Source organism: Pantoea conspicua, assembly GCF_002095315.1.
In the GTDB taxonomy this organism is placed as follows: domain Bacteria; phylum Pseudomonadota; class Gammaproteobacteria; order Enterobacterales; family Enterobacteriaceae; genus Pantoea; species Pantoea conspicua.
Map to the genome: position 1 here is coordinate 1 of NZ_MLFN01000060.1, position 24,319 is coordinate 24,319.

Here is a 24,319-nt window from a genome sequence, read left to right on the forward strand (position 1 = left end):
GCCGCTGCCAGTAACCAAAGTGGAATTGCGCCACCCAGCGTGAAACCGATTTTGAAAAAGAGCCCCATAATGGCATTAATAATGGCGGCGTTTCGTTTTCCTGTTTTTAATTCGCCATAAGCGACAACTTCAGGGACAAGTGCCCACATGAAGCCGGTCGCTGAACTTAAGCCCCACTGTTTGATGAATGTTGAGATATAAGCCAGCCAAAGTGCATCATGCATTGCTTCGCGTGACCAAACGTACGTCAGTAGTTCACCGACAATAAACATGCCGAGGAACAGATGGAAGAAGCCTTTTTTGCCAAAAATTTTCTTCAGTCTGGGCCAAAAAACAGGGAAGACAATACCGGGAATTGAGGCGACCAGGCCGATAGCGCCCATCCATTCTGAGTGGCCAACGACGTACTGATTGAAAAAGCCATTCACGGTATTCATGAAAAACATGAAGGTAAAGGCCAGCATGAAAAACAACCCGAGAATAACAAGCGGCCGGTTATGTCTGAGTTCATGGAACAGATCTGTCGCTTTTACGTTGGCTGTTTGTTCTGCCGTCGCAACCACACGTTCTTGAGTAAATTTATAACAGATGAAAAGTGCAACCGCGCCGATTAGCATATAGATTGAGTAAACACCAAACCATGCGTAGTTAGCTGAGGGATCGGTGTAGTTACCCATATTGAGTTCAAGACCAAAAAAACCGGTATCTTTCAGGCTTCGATCTTTTGGAGAGGCCATTTGTACAAACATTGGAAATAGCGTATAGACAAGAAGATTTGCACTATTAGCCAGCATCATACGTGTACTGGTCAGTTTATCAATAGATTCAGGATCTCTTGTCAGCGAAGCATTAAGTGAACCATACGGAATATTTACCACTGAATAAACTAAATCCAGGGCTAAATAAACAACAAATGCAAAAGGGACGGAACCCTGGATACCAGGGATGGGAGCAAAGAGTAAAGCGGAGAGAATAACAAGTGGAACACCTGCTCTTAAAAGCCAGGGACGGTATTTTCCGGCAAGAGAGCTTCTTTTATCAACATACGTTCCCACCATCGGGTCCCATAACACGTTAATAATGCGAACAAACAGGAATATGAATCCGGCTGTTGCTGTACTTATAGTATTTACAGTCAACATGTGAAGCGCCAGAAAACCGCCGATGGTACCGAACACCAGGTTTTGCGCAAAGTCGCCCATCCCATAACCAATACGCTCACCGCGGGTTAATTTATGATATTCATCATGCCGGCTTTGCATTATGTTATTGCTCATTCTAGTCAGATCTCCGGTTCTTTTGTCTGGGAGGAACACTTTCTGACACAAGTAACCCATGAGGATCTATTATGTTTTTAAATTAATTAATTATGTTTTTTATTTATGTGATCATCGGAACAAAACTCATTTAAAGCCACGAATGTCTTGATTAACCGCGCCCAGACGATATTATCAGCAAATGAGCTACCATACTAAACAGACATTTAATTTACTTTTTTGCCTTTTTCGGTGATCACGCAGACTCAATATAATCGTAATTTTGCGGAATGGATCACACTTGTGAATTATCTCAATGCAAGAGTGAAATAACATAATTGAGCAACTGTAGATGAAAACAGAGGATAGGTAACAGTCATTTATTTTTCGTCGCCTGAATTATGGAGTTCTTTATGCAAGCTCAGGCAACGACTCACCTTCTTTCTGTGCCAAACGAGACGTCAGCGTCAAAAGCCGGTTTAAAGTAGCGCGTCTCAATGGCATATCAGAATCGTAACGTGAAGGAAGGGTATAATCAGAGCTACCGGCGAAGGTTTGGAGAGCAATCATAATATCCATTGCCAGTCTGGAAAGAAAAATCAAACGTGGACTACGTTGTTTCATCCTCTGCTTTAATATCATCCATAACGCCTGACTAAATTTGATCTTGTTGCGCGCTTGCACAAGCGTAATCCCACCGACGCCCTAACGGTCAAAGTAACGGTCTCTTGTCTTCGGTTTATTGAATAGTGGTAGCAAAATGAGATTGAACCAGCCGGGGTCACCGCAACATACAGACCATCACGGTCATTAACTTTATCGCGTTTTTCCTGAATTCCATTCAAAAAACCGTGTTTCACGTTGCTAACCGCTGCAGAAAGTGCCTGACACAAAAACAAAAAAGCCCGCAATGATGCGGGCTTAGAGGTACTTTACTGCTTTTACGTGCAGGCTGTTGCCAGACGCGAAATCATTCCCACTCTATTATATTTAAAACAGGAAAATTATTTAAAATCATACAAATACAGGAAATCTCGTCACACTATGCCATAACTTATACCATACAGTGATAGCTATTTCGACCTAGTACTGACAACCAAAGCGATACAAGTAATTTGTCATTGTATTCTGTCTTGTCCGGTACAGAATTGTAGCAGGTATAACACTCAAAGCTGATAAGCAGACCTTTGCTACACACGTTATGCGGTCTGCCATGAATCAATAAAAAACGGTTCTTGATCCAAGATATAAAAACCACAATCGATAGATAGTTAGTGATTGTCGAAACTTAATCTCGCTGCAGAAATTCGCTCATCACAGATTCAATGCTGCCTTCACCTGCGGGCTTTCAAAGGCTGGTACAAGCGCCTTAATGTCCTTCGCAGTCATTCCCAACTCAAAGGCAAGAGGGCGCCATCTGCCTGTAATGATTTCCGCCATAACCCTAAGAGCCTCGCGAGCTTCATCTGTGTCGATATTGAAGAGCGGTGCCGCGTCCAAAACCGCCGAAATGTTAAGTTCGTTGCCGTGGATCTCGCTTATCGCAGTCTTGAGGGTACCGCCAACTGACGGGTCGGGATTGATATCATAGGCGGGGGAAAGAGCCCAGCGATTGGCTGCTCGGATGAAGCCGTGATTACGCAGATGATCATCTGTATTCTGGATCATCACAGAATAAGCCATACGTGCCCAAAGTTCGGCTATATCATCATCCGCACCATATATCATCATCTGCTCTGCTATAGAGGCGTAGTTTGATGGCTCGGTCCCCGCTAGTCCCATAAAAGTTTGTGCCGTGATGAAATGGATACGACTAGGGTTTATAACATCTTCATAAGAACGATCAAAACGTTTGATTAAAGCAACCGGAAACTGCCCAGATACGACAAGTGGCTTAGCTTCCGCAACCATCATCCCTATTTCGCCTGCGAGACGAAGTGTGAGTACTTCGGCACGCGCCATATCGTATTCATCGCCCATCTTCGGCAACTTCGCTATCCAGATAGTCTGATCCTCGTCACGCACATTTACTTTTGGTCGCGCACCGCCGAGCGAACCGGCAGCGTCAAGTAACATTTGTCCAGCAAGCAACTGTGCCCGGTTTTCACGATAATGGGTCGGGTCTGCTTCTAAGGCGCGAGCCTCATGAATCATATCCTCGAGTTCGATGAGCCGTGGTATGGAATAAGCATTTCCACCAGTCCGGGGTTGGGCCAAAGGAAGCGCGTCCGGCTCATCGTTCTCATAAAAGCGAAGTGCACCCGAACGTAGGAAATCATCGACCCCAATAAGATATTCGAAATCATTCATTGCGCGGCCGCCATTTGCCGCACGCATAATAGCGCGCCCCCAAGAATCAGGCGCGCTATCGGCTATCGGCATAACAAGGGGAGATGAATTTCCCTGCAGACTAGCCGATGCGATTACCTGACTACGAGGCATGAAAGGAGACAGGTCGAAGCCTTCCGGATTATCGATCCAACTCTGCGCATAGGTGAAAACGGAGTTCTGTCGCATCCCGTCGACGTTGAAATCCAACTGTCCGACCAGATCTTGATCATCCATCCAGACGTAAAGTCTTTGCCTCATATAAATTCTCTAATCATGAGCCAGAAGAGTCTCGTGTAGCTTTTAAGCGAGAGAGCAGCGATGATGTACGTCCTGATGGGCTGACTACCAACGTCTTCTGATTTCCCTGACGCTTCGCTTCTATACTAGATTTTGTCGGTTTCTTAGTGGCCGCTGTACCTGCCGCTCGTTTCACCATTGTCGCTCCCGGCCGGATCACCACGCTCGCTTTGATACCTTTACTACGGAGCGTGTTTGCTTTTTGCATAACATTTTCACGCAGCATAGATAGACCGATATCGTCGTTACGTATGTCGATCAAATTACTCAATAGATCAAGCTTCCCAAGAACAGTGAGCACCATCGCGAGGGTGTTAAGTGAAATCCCGGCACCATTACCACTCTCAAGTCGATGTAAAGTAGAGCGCGAAATTCCCGCTGAGTTTGCAAACCTATCAGCGGGGATACCCCTTACTCTACGTGCAAACTCGATATCTTTGCCTAACTTGACCAAAGCTGCTTCGGTTGAGGGCCGAACAACCGAGCCTTTTGTCCGACGAAGTTTACTCGTATTTTTTTCTTCGGGCATCTTAACCTCGTTCAGCTATGTGTCACCTGTGATACATACAATCATAACATCGAAGGACTAAATCTTCCAAAATAAGGTTTAGCCATTCATCATCTGTCTCATCTATGAGTTTGTGGCCATCATGTCGACCGACGAAACGGTCCCCAAATATTGGTCGAGTTCAATCCTATTCGAGTTCCGCCCCTTGTAAAGGATTGTGTTACCTCTCCCAAGACTCGAACTATATTGTTGAATATAAATAACTTTAATTTTCTGTAATGCTAAAAACACCCCTTCCAGATATCATTCTATTCTTTAACGATAAGGTTTGAGGACTTTACCCGTGAGAATTCGTTACATTGTCCAGTTCAAACGCAAAATTATCATTGACGATCACTGGGAAATTCCAGTGCAGGGCGGTAGGCTTCGTATCATTGAAGAGAGCGGTTACGCTAAGGCGATTGAACTTACTTTTGAGAGGCAACCTCTGGAATATGCGCCGAACTTTCAGAAACCTACTTCGTTCGAGGCCATAACAACGATAACAGGGCATGATGACCGTTTGGCATTTGTGAAACGTCAACTTGATGACGCCGCCACTTTTCTCGAATGCTTCCATGATATTGAACTCATCACAGAGGAAATTGAGACTAAATATGAAGGAGAAACTCCAGAGGAAGAAGACCGACTCTCCATAAAAAGTCTCTCAATGGGAAGGCATGATGATGCATTGCCTCTCAGTTTCGATATGCTTACACGAGCGCTTATGGCTGCTGAGAAACATGATGGGCCGAGATTTGAAGTTGCCTTTGTAAAAAACGCTCGCAAAATGCTTAAAAATCAGGAGTTCATAAATTCCTTCCGCTATTCCTTCCTGTTGATTGAATCTCTTTACGGGAATGGTCAATTTAAAACACCAAGCTTGCAATCGGCGCTCAAATCAAACCAAGAATTTCGTACCATTGTTGAGCTTGCGATCAAAGATATGATCCCAGCAAAGAACGATAGGAACTCAGATACGGCGAAACTTTTAATGACGAATCCAGAAGCAGATGACGTTATCAATCATCTAGTTGAAAAACGTGGCTTCTATTTTCACGGGAATGTAAAACGGAAGAACGCCTGGAAGCCCCATGAACAAGGCGCGGCAGAAGCTCTGGCACTTCTCGCAATAGGTATTATCACAACAATAACCATGAAGGCAGCAGAGCCGATGTTCGTCGCAGAACTAGAGAAGCGCCACTTTGAAAACGCAAAGCATGTAGGAGCCACTATCGTGTTCGAAATAAAATTCAGATTCCGTGAGCCAGAAGAAGTCTTCGACAGACGGCATCAGTACGACATCACTATGCCGGGAACCAAAGTTACACCTCGTGCAGCCTTCGCAGTTGCTCAGCATTTTCTACATGTATTCCAGCACAATCAGCCCGAATCAGCGTTATGCGAAGCAGAATGCAGCGTACAAGGAACCGGAGAAAAAGTGTTTACACTTACATTTCATGCCAAAGAGAATTCAGCGCAAAAGGCTGTGTGAAAGAATATGACCAAGGGAGTTTCAAAAAACACAGTATCAATATCACATAAGAACTAATCTTCCAGTCATGGCATCCGTGTTTTCCCAACACATACCGTTCACATTCCATGCAATATGCCATTAATGATACGAGAAGAACATTAATGGCTTATTTTTATATAATTAAATCAACCAATTGAGAATAAGGTTCATTCCCACTCGATGGTCGCCGGTGGCTTACCGCTGATGTCATACACCACGCGGGAGATGCCGTTGACTTCATTGATGATGCGGTTAGAGACGCGGCCGAGGAAATCATACGGCAGGTGTGCCCAGTGTGCGGTCATGAAGTCGATGGTTTCCACCGCACGCAGCGAGACAACCCAGTCATATTTACGGCCATCGCCCATTACGCCGACTGAACGTACCGGCAGGAAGACGGTAAAGGCCTGGCTGACTTTGTTGTAGAGATCGGCTTTGTGCAGTTCTTCGATAAAGATCGCATCGGCACGGCGCAGCAGGTCGCAATACTCTTTCTTCACTTCGCCCAGTACGCGCACGCCCAGACCCGGACCCGGGAATGGATGGCGGTAGAGCATGTCGTACGGCAGGCCCAGCTCCAGGCCGATCTTACGGACTTCGTCTTTGAACAGCTCTTTCAGCGGCTCAACCAGGCCCATCTTCATCTCTTTCGGCAGGCCACCGACGTTATGGTGCGATTTGATGACGTGCGCTTTACCGGTGGCAGAAGCCGCCGACTCAATCACGTCCGGATAGATGGTGCCCTGCGCCAGCCATTTAACGTCCTGCAGTTTCAGCGCTTCTTCGTCAAAGAGTTCCACAAAGACGCGACCGATGGTTTTACGCTTGGCTTCCGGTTCATCAATACCCGCCAGCGCATCCAGGAAACGCATCTCAGCCGGTACATGGATGATGTTGAGACCGAAGTGGTCGCCAAACATATCCATCACCTGTTGTGCTTCGTTCAGGCGCAGCAGACCGTTATCCACGAACACGCAGGTCAGACGATCGCCAATGGCGCGGTGCAGCAGCATCGCTGTCACGGAAGAGTCAACGCCGCCGGACAGGCCAAGGATCACTTTGTCGTTGCCGACCTGTTCACGCAGGCGCTCAACCGCATCTTCAATGATTTTGGCTGGCGTCCACAACGCTTCACATTCGCAGATATCGATGATGAAACGCTCAAGCATCCGCAGGCCCTGACGGGTGTGCGTCACTTCCGGGTGGAACTGCACGCCGTAGAAACGCTTCTCTTCGTTGGCCATGATGGCAAACGGACAGGTTTCGGTGCTGGCAACGGTGACGAAGTCGTCCGGAATGGCGGTCACTTTGTCGCCGTGGCTCATCCAGACATCCAGCAGCGGTTTACCAGCAGCGCTGATCGCGTCTTCAATACCGCGCACCAGCGCACTTGGCGTCGTCACTTCAACCTGGGCATAACCAAACTCACGCTCGCTGGAACCGGAGACTTTGCCGCCCAACTGCATCGCCATGGTCTGCATGCCGTAGCAGACGCCCAGCACCGGTACACCGGCGCTGAAGACATATTCAGGCGCACGCGGACTGTTCAGCTCGGTGGTGCTTTCCGGCCCACCGGAGAGGATGATGCCGCTCGGATTGAACTGGCGAATCTGCTCTTCGGTGACGTCCCATGCCCAGAGTTCACAGTAGACACCCAGTTCGCGCACGCGACGTGCCACCAGCTGAGTATATTGAGAGCCGAAATCGAGAATCAGAATGCGATGCTTATGGATATTTTCCGTCGTCATTGAGGGGTTTCCAGAACGGTGACTTGATAAAGTAAAGCGCCCGGCTGAAGCCGGGCGGGAAATCTTACGGGATTACGAGCCCATGCGGTAGTTCGGTGACTCTTTGGTGATGGTCACATCGTGTACGTGGCTTTCGTTGATACCCGCGCCGCTGATGCGGACAAATTCCGCTTTAGTGCGCAGGTCATCAATGGTCGGGCAGCCGGTCAGGCCCATACAGGAGCGCAGTCCACCCATTTGCTGGTGTACGATCTCTTTCAGGCGGCCTTTATAAGCGACACGGCCTTCGATCCCTTCCGGCACCAGTTTGTCGGCCGCATTATCGGTCTGGAAGTAACGGTCAGATGAGCCTTTTGACATCGCGCCCAGTGAACCCATGCCGCGATAGGATTTGAACGAACGCCCCTGATAGAGCTCGATTCACCCGGTGATTCTTCGGTACCGGCCAGCATCGAACCCACCATCACGCAGGAGGCACCCGCCGCAATCGCTTTGGCGATGTCGCCAGAGAAACGGATGCCGCCATCAGCGATCACCGGAATGCCGGTGCCTTCCAGCGCAGCGACGGCGTCAGACACCGCGGTAATCTGCGGTACACCCACACCGGTCACGATACGGGTAGTACAGATGGAGCCCGGACCGATACCAACTTTCACCGCGCTGACGCCCGCTTCAACCAGCGCCAGTGCACCCGCACCGGTCGCCACATTGCCGCCGACGATTTCAAGATCGGGGTATTTCGCGCGGGTTTCACGAATACGTGACAGCACACCTTCGGAATGACCGTGCGACGAGTCAATCAGCAGTACGTCAACACCGGCCGCCACCAGGGCATCGATACGCTCTTCGTTGCCCGCGCCCGCGCCAACGGCCGCACCAACACGCAGACGACCCTGCGCATCTTTACAGGCGTTAGGTTTACGTTCGGCTTTCTGGAAATCTTTTACGGTGATCATGCCCAGCAGATGGAAGCTGTCGTCTACAACCAGCGCTTTCTCAACGCGCTTTTCATGCATTTTGTGCAGCACCACATCGCGCGCTTCACCCTCTTTCACCGTCACCAGACGATCTTTCGGGGTCATTACCGCGGAAACCGGCTGGGAAAGGTCAGTGACAAAGCGAACGTCACGACCGGTAATGATACCGACCAGTTCGTTGTCACGGTTCACTACCGGGTAACCGGCGAAGCCGTTACGCTCGGTCAGCGCTTTCACTTCGGCCAGTGGGGTTGTTGGCAATACGGTCTGTGGTTCAGTGACCACGCCGCTCTCATGTTTCTTCACCTTGCGGACTTCATCCGCCTGGCGTTCAATTGACATGTTTTTGTGAATGAAGCCAAGACCGCCTTCCTGCGCCAGCGCAATCGCCAGACCCGCTTCGGTCACGGTGTCCATGGCAGCGGAAAGCATAGGAATATTTAAACGGATATTTTTGGTCAGCTGAGTGCTGAGATCGGCCGTATTCGGCAGGACGGTGGAGTGTGCAGGAACGAGCAAAACGTCGTCAAAAGTGAGTGCTTCTTTAGCGATTCTTAACATGGCAATACTCCACCTCGGGTGAATGAGAATAGATAAAATATTGCCGCGGCATTATACAGGCCGTAATCGATTGCCTCCAGCATTATTTCAGAAAAACTCTTGATCCGTGCTAGCAGCCCTGTAGTATCGGTGAATTAACCTGCTGATTTGGAATTTGATCTTCGTCACATGTCGCTGCCACCCGTCGCCAATATTTTTACCGTCAGCCGTCTTAACACCACAGTGCGTCAGCTGCTGGAAAAAGAGATGGGCCTGGTCTGGCTGAGCGCCGAGATCTCCAACTTCACTCAACCCGCTTCCGGACACTGGTACTTCACCCTGAAGGATGATGGTGCCCAGGTGCGTTGCGCGATGTTCCGCAACAGCAACCGTCGCGTCACTTTCCGTCCGCAACATGGTCAGCAGGTGCTGGTTCGCGCCAACATCACCCTGTATGAGCCGCGCGGTGACTATCAGCTGATTATCGAAAGCATGCACCCGGCCGGTGAAGGATTGCTGCAGCAACAGTTTGAACTGCTGAAAGCCAGGCTGGCGACCGAAGGCCTGTTCGAACCGCAGCATAAGCAACCGCTGCCCGATCCGGCGCGCCAGATCGGTGTGATTACCTCCTCAACCGGTGCCGCGCTGCACGATGTGCTGCGGGTGCTGCATCGCCGCGATCCCTCATTGCCGGTGGTGATCTACCCGACGCCGGTACAGGGTGTCGATGCGCCTGCCGCGATCGTCCGGGCGATTGAGATCGCTAACCAGCGCAATGAGTGCGACGTGCTGATTGTCGGTCGTGGCGGCGGTTCCCTGGAGGATTTGTGGAGCTTCAACGACGAGCGGGTCGCGCGCGCCATTTTTGCCAGCCGCATTCCAATCGTCAGCGCCGTCGGCCATGAAACTGACGTGACCATTGCCGATTTCGTGGCGGATCTGCGCGCGCCAACGCCCTCTGCCGCCGCCGAGCTCGTCAGCCGTAACCAGCTTGAGCTGTTGCGTCAGTTGCAGTCACAGCAACAGCGGCTGGAGATGGCGATGGATTACTACCTGGCACGCCAGCAGCGGCTCTACTCCCGCCTTGAGCATCGCCTGCAACAGCAGCATCCACAGCTACGTCTGGCTCGTCAGCAGACCACCCTGTTCCGCCTGCAGCAGCGTCTGGGTGAAGCGATGGAAACCCGCCTGCGTCAGGCCACGCGTCAGCAGGACCGCCTGTCGCATCGGCTTAACGCCCAGCAGCCGCAGCAGCGTCTGTTCGATGCGCAAAAACAGCTGCAAAGCTGGCACTACCGCCTGCAGCAGAGTATGCAGAAGAAGCTGAGCGCCGACCAACAGCGGTTCGGCCAGCGAGTGGCTCAGCTGGAAGGCGTCAGTCCGTTAGCGACGCTGGCGCGCGGCTTCAGCGTGACCACCGACACCACGGGCCAGGTGGTGAAAAAGACGCAGCAGCTGCAGAGCGGCGACCTGCTGCGTACCCGTCTGGATGATGGCTGGGTCGAGAGTCAGGTGACGCAGCTGCTGCCAGAGAAAAAGCGCCGCCGAAAAACCGCCTCCTGATTCTGCCTCTGCGTTCATACTTTTCACCTTACAGCTGACCTCACTCACCAGGCCTATCCAGCCTGTCGGGTCTATACTTTTTGGCACATCTCTGTTGCCAAGGAGTTTCAGATGGCTTTTAGCGTTATTCCTCCCTATATCCTCCGCAAAATTATCGCGCACGGCTCCGGCCACCAGCAGGAACAGGCACGCCGTACTCTCACTCATGTTCAGCACCTGATGGCGGAACACTGGCAAAAGCCGACCGTGGCGAAAACAGCAGCGGGCGGCCATGTGGATCGTGAAATTTATGATGCGCAAAATCAGCAAACCCTGCCAGGTAAGCTGATTCGTCAGGAAGGCCAGCCCGAAAACGGTGATGTCGCCGCCGGGGAAGCCTGGGATTACCTCGGCACCACCTATGACTTTTTCTGGCAGGCGTATCAGCGCAATTCGCTGGATAATCAGGGGCTGAAACTGCTCGGAACGGTTCATTACGGCGACAAATATCAGAATGCGTTCTGGAACGGCCAGCAGATGGTATTTGGTGATGGCGACGGTGAGATTTTTAACCGCTTTACCATTGCGATTGACGTGGTGGCGCACGAACTGACTCATGGCGTGACCGAGAATGAAGCCGGTCTGATCTACTTTGAACAAGCGGGTGCGCTGAACGAGTCACTCTCCGATGTGTTTGGCTCGCTGGTCAAACAGTTCAGCAAGAAGCAGAGCGCCGATCAGGCGGACTGGATTATCGGCGAAGGGTTACTGGCCAGCGGCATTAATGGCAAGGGCCTGCGATCGATGTCAGCGCCAGGCACCGCGTATGACGATCCAATGCTGGGGAAAGATCCGCAGCCGGCGCACATGGATGATTATGTGCAGACCCGCGAAGATAACGGCGGCGTGCATCTTAATTCCGGTATCCCCAACCGCGCCTTTTACCTGGCAGCGAAAACGCTGGGCGGCTATGCGTGGGAGCAGGCGGGTCACGCCTGGTACGACACGCTGTGCGACGATGAACTGCCGCAGGACGCCGATTTTAAAACCTTTGCCCGCTTTACCGTTCAGCATGGCGAAAAACGCTTTAACCGTTCCGTTGCCAGCGCGATTGAGCAGGCGTGGAAAGAGGTCGGTGTGCTATGAGTGATCTGCCCGAACTTACCGATGATGCCACCATCATCGTGGCGCGTGAAGGCGGTCTTGCCTTTATGCCCGGCCTGCGCGCAGAGCGCCGTTTTTCGCTGAGTGAACTGCCGCCACCGGAAAAGCAGCGCGTCTGTCGCGCCCTTGAGCAGGCGATGCCACTGGGCGAGCCGGAAGAGAAAGCGCCTGAGGTGGGAAGCGGCGATCAACGCTATTTCCGCATTCAGATTCAGTATGCGACCCACCGCGAGGTCGGCACCATTGTGTTGTTGATTCCGGAGCAGGTGGCCCCACCAGCATTACAGGCGCTGTGGCGTGATGGAAAATAAGCAAAAAAAAGGGCCGACAATGTCGGCCCTTTTCACTGGTGAGGTTATTTGCTGTCTGGCAGCGCGTAAGCAATCACGTAGTCACCGCGATCCGGCGACTGGCGTGCGCCACCGGCCGAGATGAGGATGTACTGTTTGCCAGTTTTCGGCGAAACATAGCTCATCGGGCCGCCCTGGCTGCCAACCGGCAGACGTGCTTTCCACACTTCTTTACCGGTTGAGGCATCAAAGGCACGCATGTAGTAATCCTGGGTACCAGCGATGAACACCAGGCCACCCTGAGTTGCCAGCGTACCGCCCAGCGTTGGCATACCTACCGGCATCTTCATGCGCATTTTGATGCCGAAAGGTCCGGTATCCTGCACGGTACCAACCGGCACCTGCCAGACGATTTTCTGGGTTTTCATGTCAATCGCCGACAGCGTACCAAACGGTGGCTTCTGGCAAGGAATGCCCAGCGGCGACATAAAGCGGTTTTTGTTCACCGCATAAGGTGTACCTTTCAGCGGCACCGCGCCCATACCGGTGTTGATCGCTTCACCCCCGTTGCTGCCACGTGAAATCTTATTGGTGTCAGCCGGGATCATCTGTACCCACAGGCCGAGACGCATATCATTGACGAACAGCAGATGATTGTTCGGATCGGTCGACATGCTGCCCCAGTTCATCCCGCCCAGCGAACCCGGGAAGCTCAGCGACTTATCGGTGTCCGGTACGGTGAACAGACCATCATAACGCATCGATTTGAAGCCAATACGACAGGCCAGCTGATCAAACGGTGTCGCACCCCACATGTCAGACTCTTTCAGCGTCTGGTTGCCAATCTGCGGCATACCGGTCGAATGAGGCTGGGTTTTGGTGTACTGCTCGTTCGGGATATGGCCCTGCGGCATCGGCAGCTCTTCGACTTTGGTCAGTGGTTTACCGGTCATGCGATCGAGTACGAAGATCATGCCGGTTTTACTGCCAATCACCACTGCCGGTTTGGTGGTGCCATCCTTCTGCGGGAAATCGATCAGGCCTGGCTGCATCGGCAGGTCGAAGTCCCACAGATCGTTATGCACGGTCTGATAAACCCACTTCTCTTTACCGGTAGTGGCGTCGAGCGCCAGTACGGATGCGCCATATTTGTGGTCCAGTTCGGTACGATTCGCACCCCACAGATCGACAGATGAGCTGCCCATCGGGATAAATACAGTGTTCATCGCCGGATCGTAGGACATCGGTGCCCAGGAATTCGGCGTACTGCGAGCGTACTCCTTGCCCGGCATTAATACCGCATTCGGATCGACATTACCCGGGTCAAACGCCCAGCGCATCTGGCCGGTGATGACGTCAAAACCACGCAATACGCCACCTGGCATATCGGTCTGGACGTTATCCGCCACGCGACCCCCGACGACGACGGTGGTGCCTGCCAGTGTCGGTGCTGACGTCAGCTGATACTGGGGATCGGGGGCCTGACCGAGGCCGGCTTTCAGATCGACAGTACCGTGATTACCGAAGCTCTCACAGAACTCACCGTTATCAGCGTTGATGGCAATCAGACGTGCATCGATGGTGTTCATCAGGATGCGGCGCTGACAGCTATCACCGGCAGGCAGCGTGACGGCCGGAACCGGTGTCGAGCCTGGCTGAGTCGGCTGCTGCAGCGGTTTAGTGGCATCGAAATAGGCCAGACCACGGCAGCGCGGCCAGACTTCCGCCTGAGCATTGATTTCGCGCTTCCAGATCTGCTTACCGCTGTCTGCTTCAACCGCAATCACGTTGTTGTGCGGGGTACAGAGATACAGGGTATTGCCTACCTGTAATGGGGTCTGCTGATCTTCCGCGCCGTTACCGGTCGGGCTGTCCGGAATATCGCCGGTCCGGAATGTCCAGGCAACCTGCAGATCTTTGACGTTATCGCGGGTGATCTGATCCAGCGCCACAAAGCGACTGCCCTGCGGCGTGTTGCCGTAGTTATCCCAGTCTTTTTGCTGTTTCGCTTTATCCACCGGAATCAGCGGCAACTCTTCACCTGTAGAGGCCACGGTAGGATGTGGCTGGAACATCTGCACAAAGGTGACCACCATGCCTACTGCCAGCAGCGCAGAGAGCGTGTAGGCGGCTTTGGCCAGCGAGCTTTTGCCTTCACGCTTGCGCAGCGCAGGCCAGAGCAGGAAGGCCACTACCATCAGGCCAGCTGGCACCATCAGGCGCGACACCAGCGGCCAGAACTCCAGCCCGGCATCAAACAGTGACCAGATCAGCGTGCCGACAAATACCAGCAGAAACAGGACCACCGCCGAGGATTTGCGACGGAAGAACTGAATTGCTGCCAGAACGGTCACGATACCGGCAATCAGGAAGTACAAACTGCCGCCGAGGGCAACCAGTTTACCGCCGCCAATCGCGAAGAACAGACCGGTTGCCAGCAGCACCAGTCCGAACAGCACGGATACGATTCCCAGCACCTTAGCGGAGCGGGACGAAGTTTCAGCCATAACACTCACTCTCCTGAATAAACAGAGCGCTCACGCCGGTTGCCGCCTGAACTGCGCAACCTTGTCAAAGAGACATGCGGCGTGCCGCACTGCTTCAAATCGAATATAAACAGACCCGCGTCTGTGGAGTAACCCGCACCGGAAAAAGCGGATATGACAGGCCCCTCCCCACGACGCGGCAGGATTGTACCACCTGGTACATTACAGAGTGAACATCTATAACGCACTTGTTACGCTGCAATAGCATTTTTGCTACAACGATTTCTTTATTCACACCGCTTATAGTGATTCTGAGCCGCCTGATGCTTTCTGCGGCTGAAAATCGACACGTTTTTTCGAAATCAAACCGTGTCCGTGGTGACAGAAATAGTCCACCGCACCGCAGGCGCTCAGCCGTTCCAGCGGTTGATGACAATCCGGACAGATGGGCTGAGCCTGATAATGTGCGCCGCACCCGCTACAGATAAACCCGCCGTCGCTGAGCTGCAACGGCAGCTGACATTTCTCACAGTTGATGGTCATGATAATTCCCCGCCCGTTGCTTTAGCTTAGGCCAAAAAAAGAGGGCCTTCCGGCCCTCATTTGCTTAACGCTTATTTTTCTTCATATGCGCCATCAGGCGCTTACGCTTACGCTGCTGCGTGGGTGTCAGCAGGTTGCGCTTCCCTTCGTACGGGTTCTCACCCTCTTTGAACTGGATGCGAATCGGCGTTCCCATCACGCTCAGTGATTTACGGAAGTAGTTCATCAGGTAGCGTTTGTATGAATCCGGCAGATCTTTAACCTGATTACCGTGGATCACCACAATAGGTGGGTTGTAACCCCCGGCATGCGCATACTTCAGCTTAACGCGGCGACCACGAACCAGAGGTGGCTGATGATCCTCGGCTGCCATGTTCATGATGCGGGTCAGCAGCGAGGTGTTTACGCGCTTCGTCGAACAGTCATAGGCTTCCGTAATCGATTCAAACAGATTACCGACGCCGCTGCCGTGCAGCGCAGAGATAAAGTGGATGCGGGCGAAATCGATAAAGCCCAGACGGTAGTCCAGCGTCTCTTTCACTTCATCACGCACCTCCTGTGACAGACCATCCCATTTGTTGACCACAATCACCAGCGAACGACCACTGTTAAGGATGAAGCCCAGCAGCGAGAGATCCTGATCGGAAATACCGGCGTGAGCATCGATCACCAGCATCACCACGTTGGCATCTTCAATCGCCTGCAGCGTCTTAATCACCGAGAATTTCTCTACGGTGTCAGAGATTTTGGCACGCTTACGCACACCTGCAGTGTCGATCAGAACGTATTCACGTCCATCACGCTCCATCGGGATATAGATACTGTCGCGGGTGGTGCCCGGCATATCGTAGACCACCACACGGTCTTCACCGAGGATGCGGTTAGTAAGTGTTGACTTACCTACGTTAGGACGGCCGACAATTGCCAGTTTGATCGGCAAGCCTGTCGGGTCGAAGTTTTCTTCTTCCTCTGCGGCTTCCAGGTCAGCTTTCTCCCCGGCGTCAAGCGCCGCCCAGTAAGCCTGGTTCTCTTCTTCTTCTGTGAGTTCAACCGGCTCAACCTTGTCCATCCACGGCAACAGTGCCGTTTCGATCAGGCTGGTTACACCACGACCATGCGAGGCCGCAATGGCATGGATCTCGCCCAGGCCCAGAGAATAGAAGTCAACAACCGCCTGATCGGGATCGAGTCCGTCGGTTTTGTTCGCCACCAGGAACGTGGCTTTCTGACGTGAACGCAGGTGTTTAGCGATTTGCTGGTCGGCGGCCATCATGCCGGCGCGCGCATCGACCATAAACAGCACCACATCCGCTTCCTCAATCGCCAGCAGTGACTGCTCAGCCATCCGCGTTTCAACACCCTCTTCGGTGCCGTCGATACCACCGGTATCGATAACAATAAATTCGCGCCCTTCCACTTCGGCGCGACCATATTTGCGATCGCGAGTCAGTCCAGGAAAATCCGCTACCAGCGCGTCACGAGTGCGAGTTAAACGGTTAAATAGCGTAGATTTTCCCACATTGGGACGCCCAACCAGCGCGACCACAGGTACCATAACAATGCCTCAATAAATAATTAATCGCCCGAATGGCGTGATTATAACGGCTCTGGCCGTTAAGTTCAGGCTGAAGGCGCAAAGAATACCATGCCTGACTAAAACGAAACGGCCCCTGATTAAATCAGGAGCCGTGGGTGCAGAGGATTTCACCTGCCAGACGTTTACCCGTTAGCGGGTAATCGCATAGACCTCGCCATCTTTCGACTGGATCAGCAGCTTATCGCTGGCGACCACCGGCTCGGTCTGGAAGCCGGAGCTGTCCAGTTTCTGCTGCGCCACAAAGCGACCATCCGTGGTGTTCATCCAGTGCAGATAGCCTTCGCTATCGCCGACCACCAGGTAGCCATTGTAGAGCACCGGCGACGTCAGATTACGGTGCAGCAGATCGCTCTGGCGCCAGATGGCCACGCCACCGTCAGCGTTCAGCGCAATCACCCGGTCATCCTGATCGACCAGATAGATTCGGCCCGCATCGACAATCAGGTCTTTCACGCCACCGATTTCGCGTTTCCACAAAATCTGACCAGAACGCAGGTCCAGCGCGGTGAGATCACCGTTATACGCCAGGGCGTAAACCACACCGTTAACGATAACCGGCGTGGTATCGACATCATTCAGACGATCGATCTCAGTCGCACCGCTGATTTGCGAAATACGCTGCTGCCAGATCAGCTGCCCCTGGTTCAGGATAACCGCGCTGACGCGGCCATTGTCGCCGCCGACAATCGCGCCGCCAAAAGCCACCGCGGGCGCAGATTCGCCGCGCAGTGACAGCGCCGGCATATCCAGGTTAACGCTCCACTTGATGGCGCCGCTGCTCTGATCCAGTCCCTGCAACATTCCGTTGCTGGTATGTACCAGTACCAGGCCGTCGCTGACCACCGGGCGAGAAAGTGCTTCCCCCGCCACTTTGGTCTGCCACGCCAGGCTGCCATCGCTGCTGCTCAGCGCATAAACCTGACCGCGCTCGCTGCCAACATAGACGCGATCGCCTTCAGCCGTCAGGCCACCAGACAACAGGGCTGAGCGGTTTTTCGAGAAGAAGCCGGTTTTCTCAGAGAGATCGACTTTCCATTTTTCTTTACCGTTGGTGGCATCCAGCGCCTTCACGATACCGAAACGATCGGCCGCAAACACGGTGTTGTCCAGCCAGGCGGGATGCAGGTTGGAGTAGAAATCACCGACGCCATCTCCTACCGAGGTGCTCCACACTTCCTGTGGCGTGAACTGGTTTTCCACCGTGGGCAGCGGAGCCATTTTTACCACATCTTCTTCGCCGCTAAACAGCGAACAACCGCTGAGCAAAGTGACTGAAATCAGCCCCGGCAGCAGGTATTTACGTAATTCCATGCGCTCTCTCTTGACTGGCTTAGCTTAAGTTATTCATCTTCATCTGCATCATTTGCTTCAATGCCGGAGAGGCGTCAGATTCAACCCCTTTGCTCCATGCATCGCGCGCGCCTGCTTGTCGCCTTTGCTCAGCAGCGCTTCGCCGCGGATATCGGCCACAATGGCTGTCCAGCCATCACCCTTCACAGCGTCAAGGGTTTTAAGCGCCGCATCAGCTTGATTCTGTTGCAGTTGAATGCGTGCCAGACGCAGGTTAATCACCGCCTGCAGGTTGGCATCTTTGGTATCTTTCAGGCCGTTTTGCAGCAGCGTCGCGGCTTTGTCCAGCTGGTTGGTATCAACATACTGTTTTGCCAGATCCATCGCGGCCAGCGCACCGTAAGTGTTGCTGTTTTCATTGGCAAAGGTGTTGACCGCTTCCAGCGTTTCTGGCTTGCCCGCCTGCATGGCGCTGGTGAGCTGCTGGTACTGCGCCGACACCGACTTCGTCGCCTCTTCCTGATGGCCGGACCAGTAACGCCAGCCGCCCAGCGCAGCAATGCCGATCACTACGCCAACCGCTAACGCTTTACCATTATTGGCAAAAAGCGGCGCAGCGCATCGGTCTGCTCGTTCTCATTGCTATACACTTCCACGCAATCCCTCTCCTTTCAATGGTTGGTGCTGTAACACGCTTACTGTAACAGCGTGCGCAAAACAGCAGCAGCCTCTGCCTGAGCCAGCGTTTGCTGCTCGCCACGGCGTAGATCTTTAATCACGACCTGTCCGGCCTTCACTTCATCCTCGCCTAACACCAGCGCGACGCGAGCGCCCCACTTGTCAGCACGGGCAAACTGTTTTTTAAAGTTGCCGCCACCGAAGTTGGTCATCAACCGCAGTTCTGGCGCTTCATCACGCAGTTTCTCCGCCAGTTGCATCGCAGCAGACTGCACGCCCTGACCCGAAGCGATTACATAGACATCCACATTGCTCGTCGGTTCAAAATCGGGATTCACCGCCTGAACCAGCAGCACCAGACGCTCCATGCCCATGGCAAAGCCGACGGCTGGTGTTGCACGCCCGCCGAGCTGTTCCACCAGGCCATCGTAACGACCGCCGCCACACACCGTACCCTGTGAGCCGAGGCTGTCGGTCACCCACTCAATCACCGTACGATTGTAGTAATCAAGCCCGCGCACCAGGCGCTGGTTAATGGTGTAGGCGATACCGGCGTCATCCAGCAGCGCACACAGGCCGCTGAAATGTTCACGTGATTCATCGTCAAGGTAGTCGCCGAGCTGCGGCGCATCGTTCAGCAGTTGCTGAATCTCGGAATTTTTACTGTCCAGCACCCGCATCGGGTTACTGTACATGCGGCGTTTGCAATCCTCATCCAGCACCTCTTTATGCTGCTCAAGGAAGGCGACCAGCGCATCGCGGTAGCGGGCACGGGCTTCAAGGGAGCCAATGGAGTTGAGTTCAAGGCGAACGTGATCGGCGATACCCAACGCTTTCCACCAGCGGGCGTTAAGCATGATCAATTCAGCATCGATGTCCGGGCCCTGCAGGCCAAACACTTCAACGCCCATCTGGTAAAACTGACGGTAGCGTCCCTTCTGCGGACGCTCGTAGCGGAACATCGGGCCCATGTACCACAGGCGCTGTTCCTGGTTGTAGAGTAAACCGTGTTCAATACCGGCGCGCACGCAGCCTGCGGTCCCTTCCGGACGCAGCGTCAGACTTTCGCCGTTGCGATCCTCAAAGGTGTACATCTCTTTTTCAACCACATCGGTGACTTCACCGATGGCACGTTTAAACAGCGGGGTCTGCTCCACCAGCGGTAAGCGAATTTCGCTGTAACCGTAGCTCGCCAGCGTCTGTTTAAGAACGCTTTCAATCCGTTGCCAGATGGCGGTATCCGCAGGCAGGTAATCGTTCATCCCGCGAATCGCCTGAATATTCTTCGCCACGTTAGAATCTCTTAATGCAAAAAAACCTGTCCGGCATCATACCTTATGAGGATGAAACCGCACAGGTTCAGTCAAAAAAGTCACGTACGCAGACCGCGCACGCCATTATTTTTCCAGATGCTGCACATCAATACGGCGACTGGCATCCAGCATCGACGCTTTGGCACGAATGCGCGCTTCCAGCTGATCGATCATATCGTTGTTGTCGAGACGATCGCGCTGACGCACACCATCCTCATAGAAACCACTCTTCTTGTTGCCGCCGGTCACACCCAGCGTTGAGAGGGTGGCTTCACCTGGCCCGTTGACCACACAACCGATAATGGAAACGTCCATCGGCGTGATCAGATCTTCCAGACGCTGCTCCAGCGCGTTGACCGTACCGATAACGTCAAACTCCTGACGTGAGCAGGTTGGGCACGCAATGAAGTTGATCCCACGAGAGCGAATGCGCAGTGACTTGAGGATATCGAAACCGACTTTCACTTCTTCGACCGGATCGGCCGCCAGCGAAATGCGCAGCGTATCGCCAATCCCTTCAGAGAGCAGTAAACCCAGCCCAATTGCCGATTTCACCGCACCGGCACGCGCGCCGCCCGCTTCGGTAATACCGAGGTGCAGGGGCTGCTCAATCTGCTTCGCCAGCAGACGGTACGACTCAACCGCCAGGAAAACGTCAGAGGCCTTTACGCTGACTTTGAACTGATCGAAGTTAAGGCGATCGAGATGATCGACATGACGCATGGCGGATTCCAGCAACGCCTGCGGCGTCGCTCGCCATACTTTTCCTGCAGATCTTTTTCCAGTGAACCGGCGTTAACGCCAATTCGGATCGGGATATTGTTGTCGCGTGCGCAGTCAACCACCATGCGGATACGCTCGTTGTTACCGATATTGCCGGGATTAATTCTCAGGCAATCAACGCCATATTCGGCGACTTTTAATGCGATGCGATAGTCAAAATGGATATCGGCCACCAGCGGGACATTCACCTGCTGTTTAATCAGTCTGAATGCTTCAGCAGCATCCATCGTCGGCACCGAAATGCGGACGATATCGACACCGACACGCTCAAGGGCTTTGATCTGATTGACCGTCGCCGCCACGTCAGTGGTGCGTGTGTTCGTCATCGACTGAACAGCGATTGGCGCGCCGTCACCGACTGGCACCTTGCCGACGTAAATGCGTTTGGATTTACGACGGATAATGGGTGCTTCGTTATGCATATTTCTTCTCCACAATTGCCCGGTACGCGATACGCTGTTATTGCGCACCCAACGTCAGGCGAGCAACCTGGTTATTACGGATAAAACGACTTAAATCAACGGGCTGATTCTGATATTGCACCTGAACCGCGGAAGGAGCGCCAATTTTCAGACGATACGGAGCGGTTCCTGCGAGACTGAGTTTACCACCGCTACGCTGCAGGCCGCTGAACAGTTTTTTGCCGGTCGCATCACTGACTTCCAGCCAGCAGTCGGCGTTAAAGGTCATCACCACTGCATTCGGATCGGTAGCCGGTTCACTGACTGCTGCAGCGCCCACCGGCATCTGCGGTGCGGTGCTGGCACTGTTGGTGGTGGCCGCTGGCGCGGCAGCGGTATTCTCTACCGGTGCCTGGCTGGGTGAAACCACTGCATTGCTGCTGTTATCGGGCTGTGCCGCAGGCGCGGTATTGGTATTGCTGGCACTGGCGGCCGGAGCCGCACTGGCTGGCGTGCTGGCGGCGCTGTTATCAGCCACCGCCGGCACAGTGTTACTCTCATCGGGCGCGGCTGGGGTGGTGCTGTCACCGCTGGATTCCCCCAGCGGAATAGACTGACCATCCCCACTGCTGCCATTCTGATCGGCCATCGACACCAGATCATCCTGAGAGGCTTTATGATTCTGCCACCACCAGGCGCCCGTCAGGCCGACCACCACAAACAGCACCAGCCAGGTGAAAATCATCAACCAGCCGTCACGCTTTTTGCGGCGTTTACCCAAAGAGAAACTTTGCATCGGTTCGATTTTTGCTGCACGAACCGGCGTCTGTTTCGCCATCATTGGCAGCAGTTCCTCTTCAGGAATATGCACCAGTCGGGCGTAGGAGCGAATGTATCCGCGCAGGAAGGTAGAGGCTAAATCGGCAGGCGATTTATCTTCCTCAATGTCACGCACGGTAGAAAGTTTCAGACACAGGCGTTCAGCGACGTTCTGCTGCGTCAGCCCCATCTGCTCACGGGCCAGACGCAGGCGTTCACCTGTTGAATGTACTGCAGAGTTCTCTTGAGTGGCTTCAGTATTCATTAGCTAAATAACGCTGGTACTGTATCGATTGCGGAAAACGTCGCGCTAACTGGTCGCCATAACGTGAAACGTCAGCGGCATTTCCCTGTAGCGCGGCGAAACGTAAGTGTAACGCCAGACTGCGTGCCGTTTCAGGCCGCTGTAGCTGGTAAATTTCGAGCAAAATCTGCGCACTGGTCAGCTGGCTTTCCGCCAGCAGCTTTTCAGCTTCATTCAGCACCGATCCGGCTTTGCGATCGTCGGACGCCAGCGCCTGCTGCAATGCACGCCGTGCCGTGGCAAACTCGCCTGCCTGCAGATAACAAAATCCCGCCAGTTCAAGCGCATCAATGCGGGCGTCAACCTGCTGCGCATCGCCTGCCCGACTAAACTGTTGATGCGCTTCGCCATACTGCCTTAAAGCGCAAAGAAACGCACCGTAATTGTTAGCGACAAAACCATTCTGCGGGGCCTGCTGTTGCGCCAGCTGGTAATGGGCCTGTGCAGCAGCACGCTTACCCTGCTTTTGCGCCAGCCGGGCCAGCGCCAGCGATATCCGGTAATCATCCGGTGCCGCCGCCTGCGCCCGCAGCAGATTACGCTCAGCGGCTGCTTCATCCCCGCTCGCCAGGTAATGCATACCTAACTGTAGACGCACTTCCGCTGCACCGGGCTGCTGAGTGTGGCTGACACACCCGCTTACAACAAACAGGGCCAGTAAAGCCACAGGTAATCCATTACGCATCATCGTTTCCATCGGGTTGACGTTAGCAGCATTCAGCCTGCCACGCGTCACACCGTCAGGAAACGTTAACGGTCACTGTTTCAGAGCGCCTTCACAGATATCGCTTCACCGGCCATTTTTTTCCGCATTGTCCGTTTGGTGCGGTCGATCACTTCGCCCGCCAGCTGACCACAGGCGGCATCAATATCATCACCACGGGTTTTACGCACGATAGTGGTGAAACCATAGTCCATCAGCACTTTAGAAAAGCGATCGATGCGGCTGTTAGAGCTGCGACCGTACGGTGCGCCCGGGAAGGGGTTCCACGGAATCAGGTTGATTTTGCACGGCGTATCTTTCAGTAATGCGGCAAGCTCATGCGCATCGTCAGTGCTGTCGTTTACATGATCCAGCAACACGTACTCGATAGTGACGCGACCCTGGTTGGCATTCGACTTCCCGATGTAGCGTTTAACCGCGGCCAGGAAGGTTTCGATATTGTATTTTTTGTTGATCGGGACGATATCGTCACGCAGTTTGTCGTTGGGCGCGTGCAGCGAGATCGCCAGCGCAACGTCAATCATATCGCCCAGTTTGTCGAGCGCCGGCACCACGCCAGAGGTCGAAAGGGTCACGCGACGCTTCGATAAGCCGAAACCGAAGTCATCCAGCATGATCTCCATCGCTGGCACCACGTTGTTCAGGTTGAGCAGGGGTTCGCCCATACCCATCATTACTACGTTGGTGATCGGACGCTGGCCGGTAATTTTTGCCGCACCAACAATCTTCGCCGCGCGCCACACCTGGCCGATAATTTCAGACACCCGCAGGTTACGGTTAAAGCCCTGCTGTGCAGTCGAACAGAATTTACACTCCAGCGCACAACCCACCTGCGAAGAGACACACAGCGTGGCGCGGTCGCCTTCCGGAATGTAGACGGTTTCGACCAGCTGATCGCCCACGCGAATCGCCCATTTAATGGTGCCGTCGGTGGAGCGCATCTCTTCCGCGACTTCCGGCGCGCGGATTTCGGTCAGCTCCATCAGTCGGGTGCGCAGCTTTTTGTTGATGTCGGTCATCTGCTCGAAATCATCGCAGCAGTAGTGATAGATCCACTTCATGACCTGGTCAGCGCGGAACGGCTTTTCACCGAGCGACAGGAAGAATTCGCGCATCTGCTGACGGTTGAGATCCAGCAGGTTAATTTTTTGGCTCTTGGGGGAAACGGCAATT

Annotated in this window: 16 protein-coding genes and 4 pseudogenes; 4 read left to right on the plus strand and 16 right to left on the minus strand. The window is 53.5% G+C overall.

Annotated elements, in window-relative coordinates; translation table 11 throughout:
* The 4 genes and pseudogenes from HA41_RS16875 to HA41_RS20820 form a co-directional block, all read right to left on the minus strand.
* Positions 1-1,262 (minus strand): MFS transporter (locus tag HA41_RS16875; RefSeq protein ID WP_162287204.1); only part of this gene is annotated, 1,262 nt, incomplete at its 3' end.
* A gap of 420 nt (positions 1,263-1,682) precedes the next feature.
* A pseudogene (locus HA41_RS21615) lies at positions 1,683-1,928 on the minus strand (tyrosine-type recombinase/integrase); the annotation flags it as partial.
* A gap of 642 nt (positions 1,929-2,570) precedes the next feature.
* The gene (locus HA41_RS16885) at positions 2,571-3,821 is read right to left on the minus strand and encodes a type II toxin-antitoxin system HipA family toxin (RefSeq protein WP_158086628.1); all 1,251 of its coding nucleotides are present in this window, start codon (positions 3,819-3,821) and stop codon (positions 2,571-2,573) included.
* 37 nt (positions 3,822-3,858) lie between these two features.
* Entirely contained in the window at positions 3,859-4,413 is a 555-nt protein-coding gene (locus tag HA41_RS20820) for a helix-turn-helix domain-containing protein (protein WP_143807354.1), read from the minus strand.
* A 322-nt stretch (positions 4,414-4,735) separates the two neighbouring features.
* Between HA41_RS20820 and HA41_RS16890 the strand changes: the two genes are divergently transcribed.
* A complete protein-coding gene (locus tag HA41_RS16890; protein ID WP_094121730.1) occupies positions 4,736-5,926 on the plus strand; it encodes a hypothetical protein in 1,191 nt (396 codons plus the stop codon).
* Between the two features lie 188 nt (positions 5,927-6,114).
* Here HA41_RS16890 and guaA read toward each other — a convergent pair whose 3' ends face one another.
* Together guaA and guaB are read right to left on the minus strand one after the other, a co-directional pair.
* Positions 6,115-7,695 carry a glutamine-hydrolyzing GMP synthase gene (gene guaA / locus HA41_RS16895; protein WP_094121731.1) on the minus strand — a complete coding sequence of 527 codons (1,581 nt, stop codon included), beginning with the start codon at positions 7,693-7,695 and terminating at the stop codon, positions 6,115-6,117.
* A 72-nt stretch (positions 7,696-7,767) separates the two neighbouring features.
* Positions 7,768-9,233 (minus strand): annotated as a pseudogene (gene guaB, locus HA41_RS16900) (IMP dehydrogenase).
* A gap of 168 nt (positions 9,234-9,401) precedes the next feature.
* On the opposite strand from guaB, the gene xseA reads away from it, so the two are divergent.
* The 3 genes from xseA to HA41_RS16915 all read left to right on the plus strand — a co-directional run bounded on the left by xseA (position 9,402) and on the right by HA41_RS16915 (position 12,229).
* Positions 9,402-10,775: an exodeoxyribonuclease VII large subunit gene (xseA, locus tag HA41_RS16905; protein WP_094121732.1), complete on the plus strand. Its 1,374-nt coding sequence runs from the start codon at positions 9,402-9,404 to the stop codon at positions 10,773-10,775.
* A gap of 111 nt (positions 10,776-10,886) precedes the next feature.
* Positions 10,887-11,900, plus strand: a complete 1,014-nt coding sequence (locus HA41_RS16910) for a M4 family metallopeptidase (protein ID WP_094121733.1) — start codon at positions 10,887-10,889, stop codon at positions 11,898-11,900.
* Positions 11,897-12,229, plus strand: a complete 333-nt coding sequence (locus tag HA41_RS16915; protein ID WP_094121734.1) for a protealysin inhibitor emfourin — start codon at positions 11,897-11,899, stop codon at positions 12,227-12,229. The genes HA41_RS16910 and HA41_RS16915 overlap by 4 nt, the downstream gene beginning before the upstream one ends.
* A gap of 44 nt (positions 12,230-12,273) precedes the next feature.
* On the opposite strand, the gene HA41_RS16920 is transcribed toward HA41_RS16915, so the two are convergent.
* From HA41_RS16920 to rlmN, 10 genes and pseudogenes are all read right to left on the minus strand, one after another.
* Positions 12,274-14,715: a glucose/quinate/shikimate family membrane-bound PQQ-dependent dehydrogenase gene (locus tag HA41_RS16920; protein ID WP_094121735.1), complete on the minus strand. Its 2,442-nt coding sequence runs from the start codon at positions 14,713-14,715 to the stop codon at positions 12,274-12,276.
* A 279-nt stretch (positions 14,716-14,994) separates the two neighbouring features.
* Complete coding sequence (locus tag HA41_RS16925; protein WP_094121736.1) at positions 14,995-15,237, minus strand: zinc ribbon domain-containing protein; 243 nt, start codon at positions 15,235-15,237, stop codon at positions 14,995-14,997.
* 64 nt (positions 15,238-15,301) lie between these two features.
* Entirely contained in the window at positions 15,302-16,792 is a 1,491-nt protein-coding gene (gene der / locus HA41_RS16930; RefSeq protein WP_094121737.1) for a ribosome biogenesis GTPase Der, read from the minus strand.
* Positions 16,793-16,963: 171 nt separating this feature from the next.
* Complete coding sequence (bamB, locus tag HA41_RS16935) at positions 16,964-18,145, minus strand: outer membrane protein assembly factor BamB (protein ID WP_094121738.1); 1,182 nt, start codon at positions 18,143-18,145, stop codon at positions 16,964-16,966.
* Between the two features lie 19 nt (positions 18,146-18,164).
* Positions 18,165-18,780 (minus strand): annotated as a pseudogene (locus tag HA41_RS16940) (YfgM family protein).
* Positions 18,781-18,819: 39 nt separating this feature from the next.
* Positions 18,820-20,094: a histidine--tRNA ligase gene (gene hisS / locus HA41_RS16945; RefSeq protein ID WP_094121739.1), complete on the minus strand. Its 1,275-nt coding sequence runs from the start codon at positions 20,092-20,094 to the stop codon at positions 18,820-18,822.
* Between the two features lie 105 nt (positions 20,095-20,199).
* Positions 20,200-21,320, minus strand: a pseudogene (ispG, locus tag HA41_RS16950) (flavodoxin-dependent (E)-4-hydroxy-3-methylbut-2-enyl-diphosphate synthase).
* A 37-nt stretch (positions 21,321-21,357) separates the two neighbouring features.
* A complete protein-coding gene (gene rodZ / locus HA41_RS16955) occupies positions 21,358-22,383 on the minus strand; it encodes a cytoskeleton protein RodZ (protein ID WP_094121740.1) in 1,026 nt (341 codons plus the stop codon).
* The gene (pilW, locus tag HA41_RS16960) at positions 22,373-23,107 is read right to left on the minus strand and encodes a type IV pilus biogenesis/stability protein PilW (RefSeq protein ID WP_094121741.1); all 735 of its coding nucleotides are present in this window, start codon (positions 23,105-23,107) and stop codon (positions 22,373-22,375) included. The genes rodZ and pilW overlap by 11 nt, the downstream gene beginning before the upstream one ends.
* An 80-nt stretch (positions 23,108-23,187) precedes the next feature.
* The gene (gene rlmN / locus HA41_RS16965; RefSeq protein ID WP_094121742.1) at positions 23,188-24,318 is read right to left on the minus strand and encodes a dual-specificity RNA methyltransferase RlmN; all 1,131 of its coding nucleotides are present in this window, start codon (positions 24,316-24,318) and stop codon (positions 23,188-23,190) included.
* Position 24,319 lies beyond the last annotated feature (1 nt).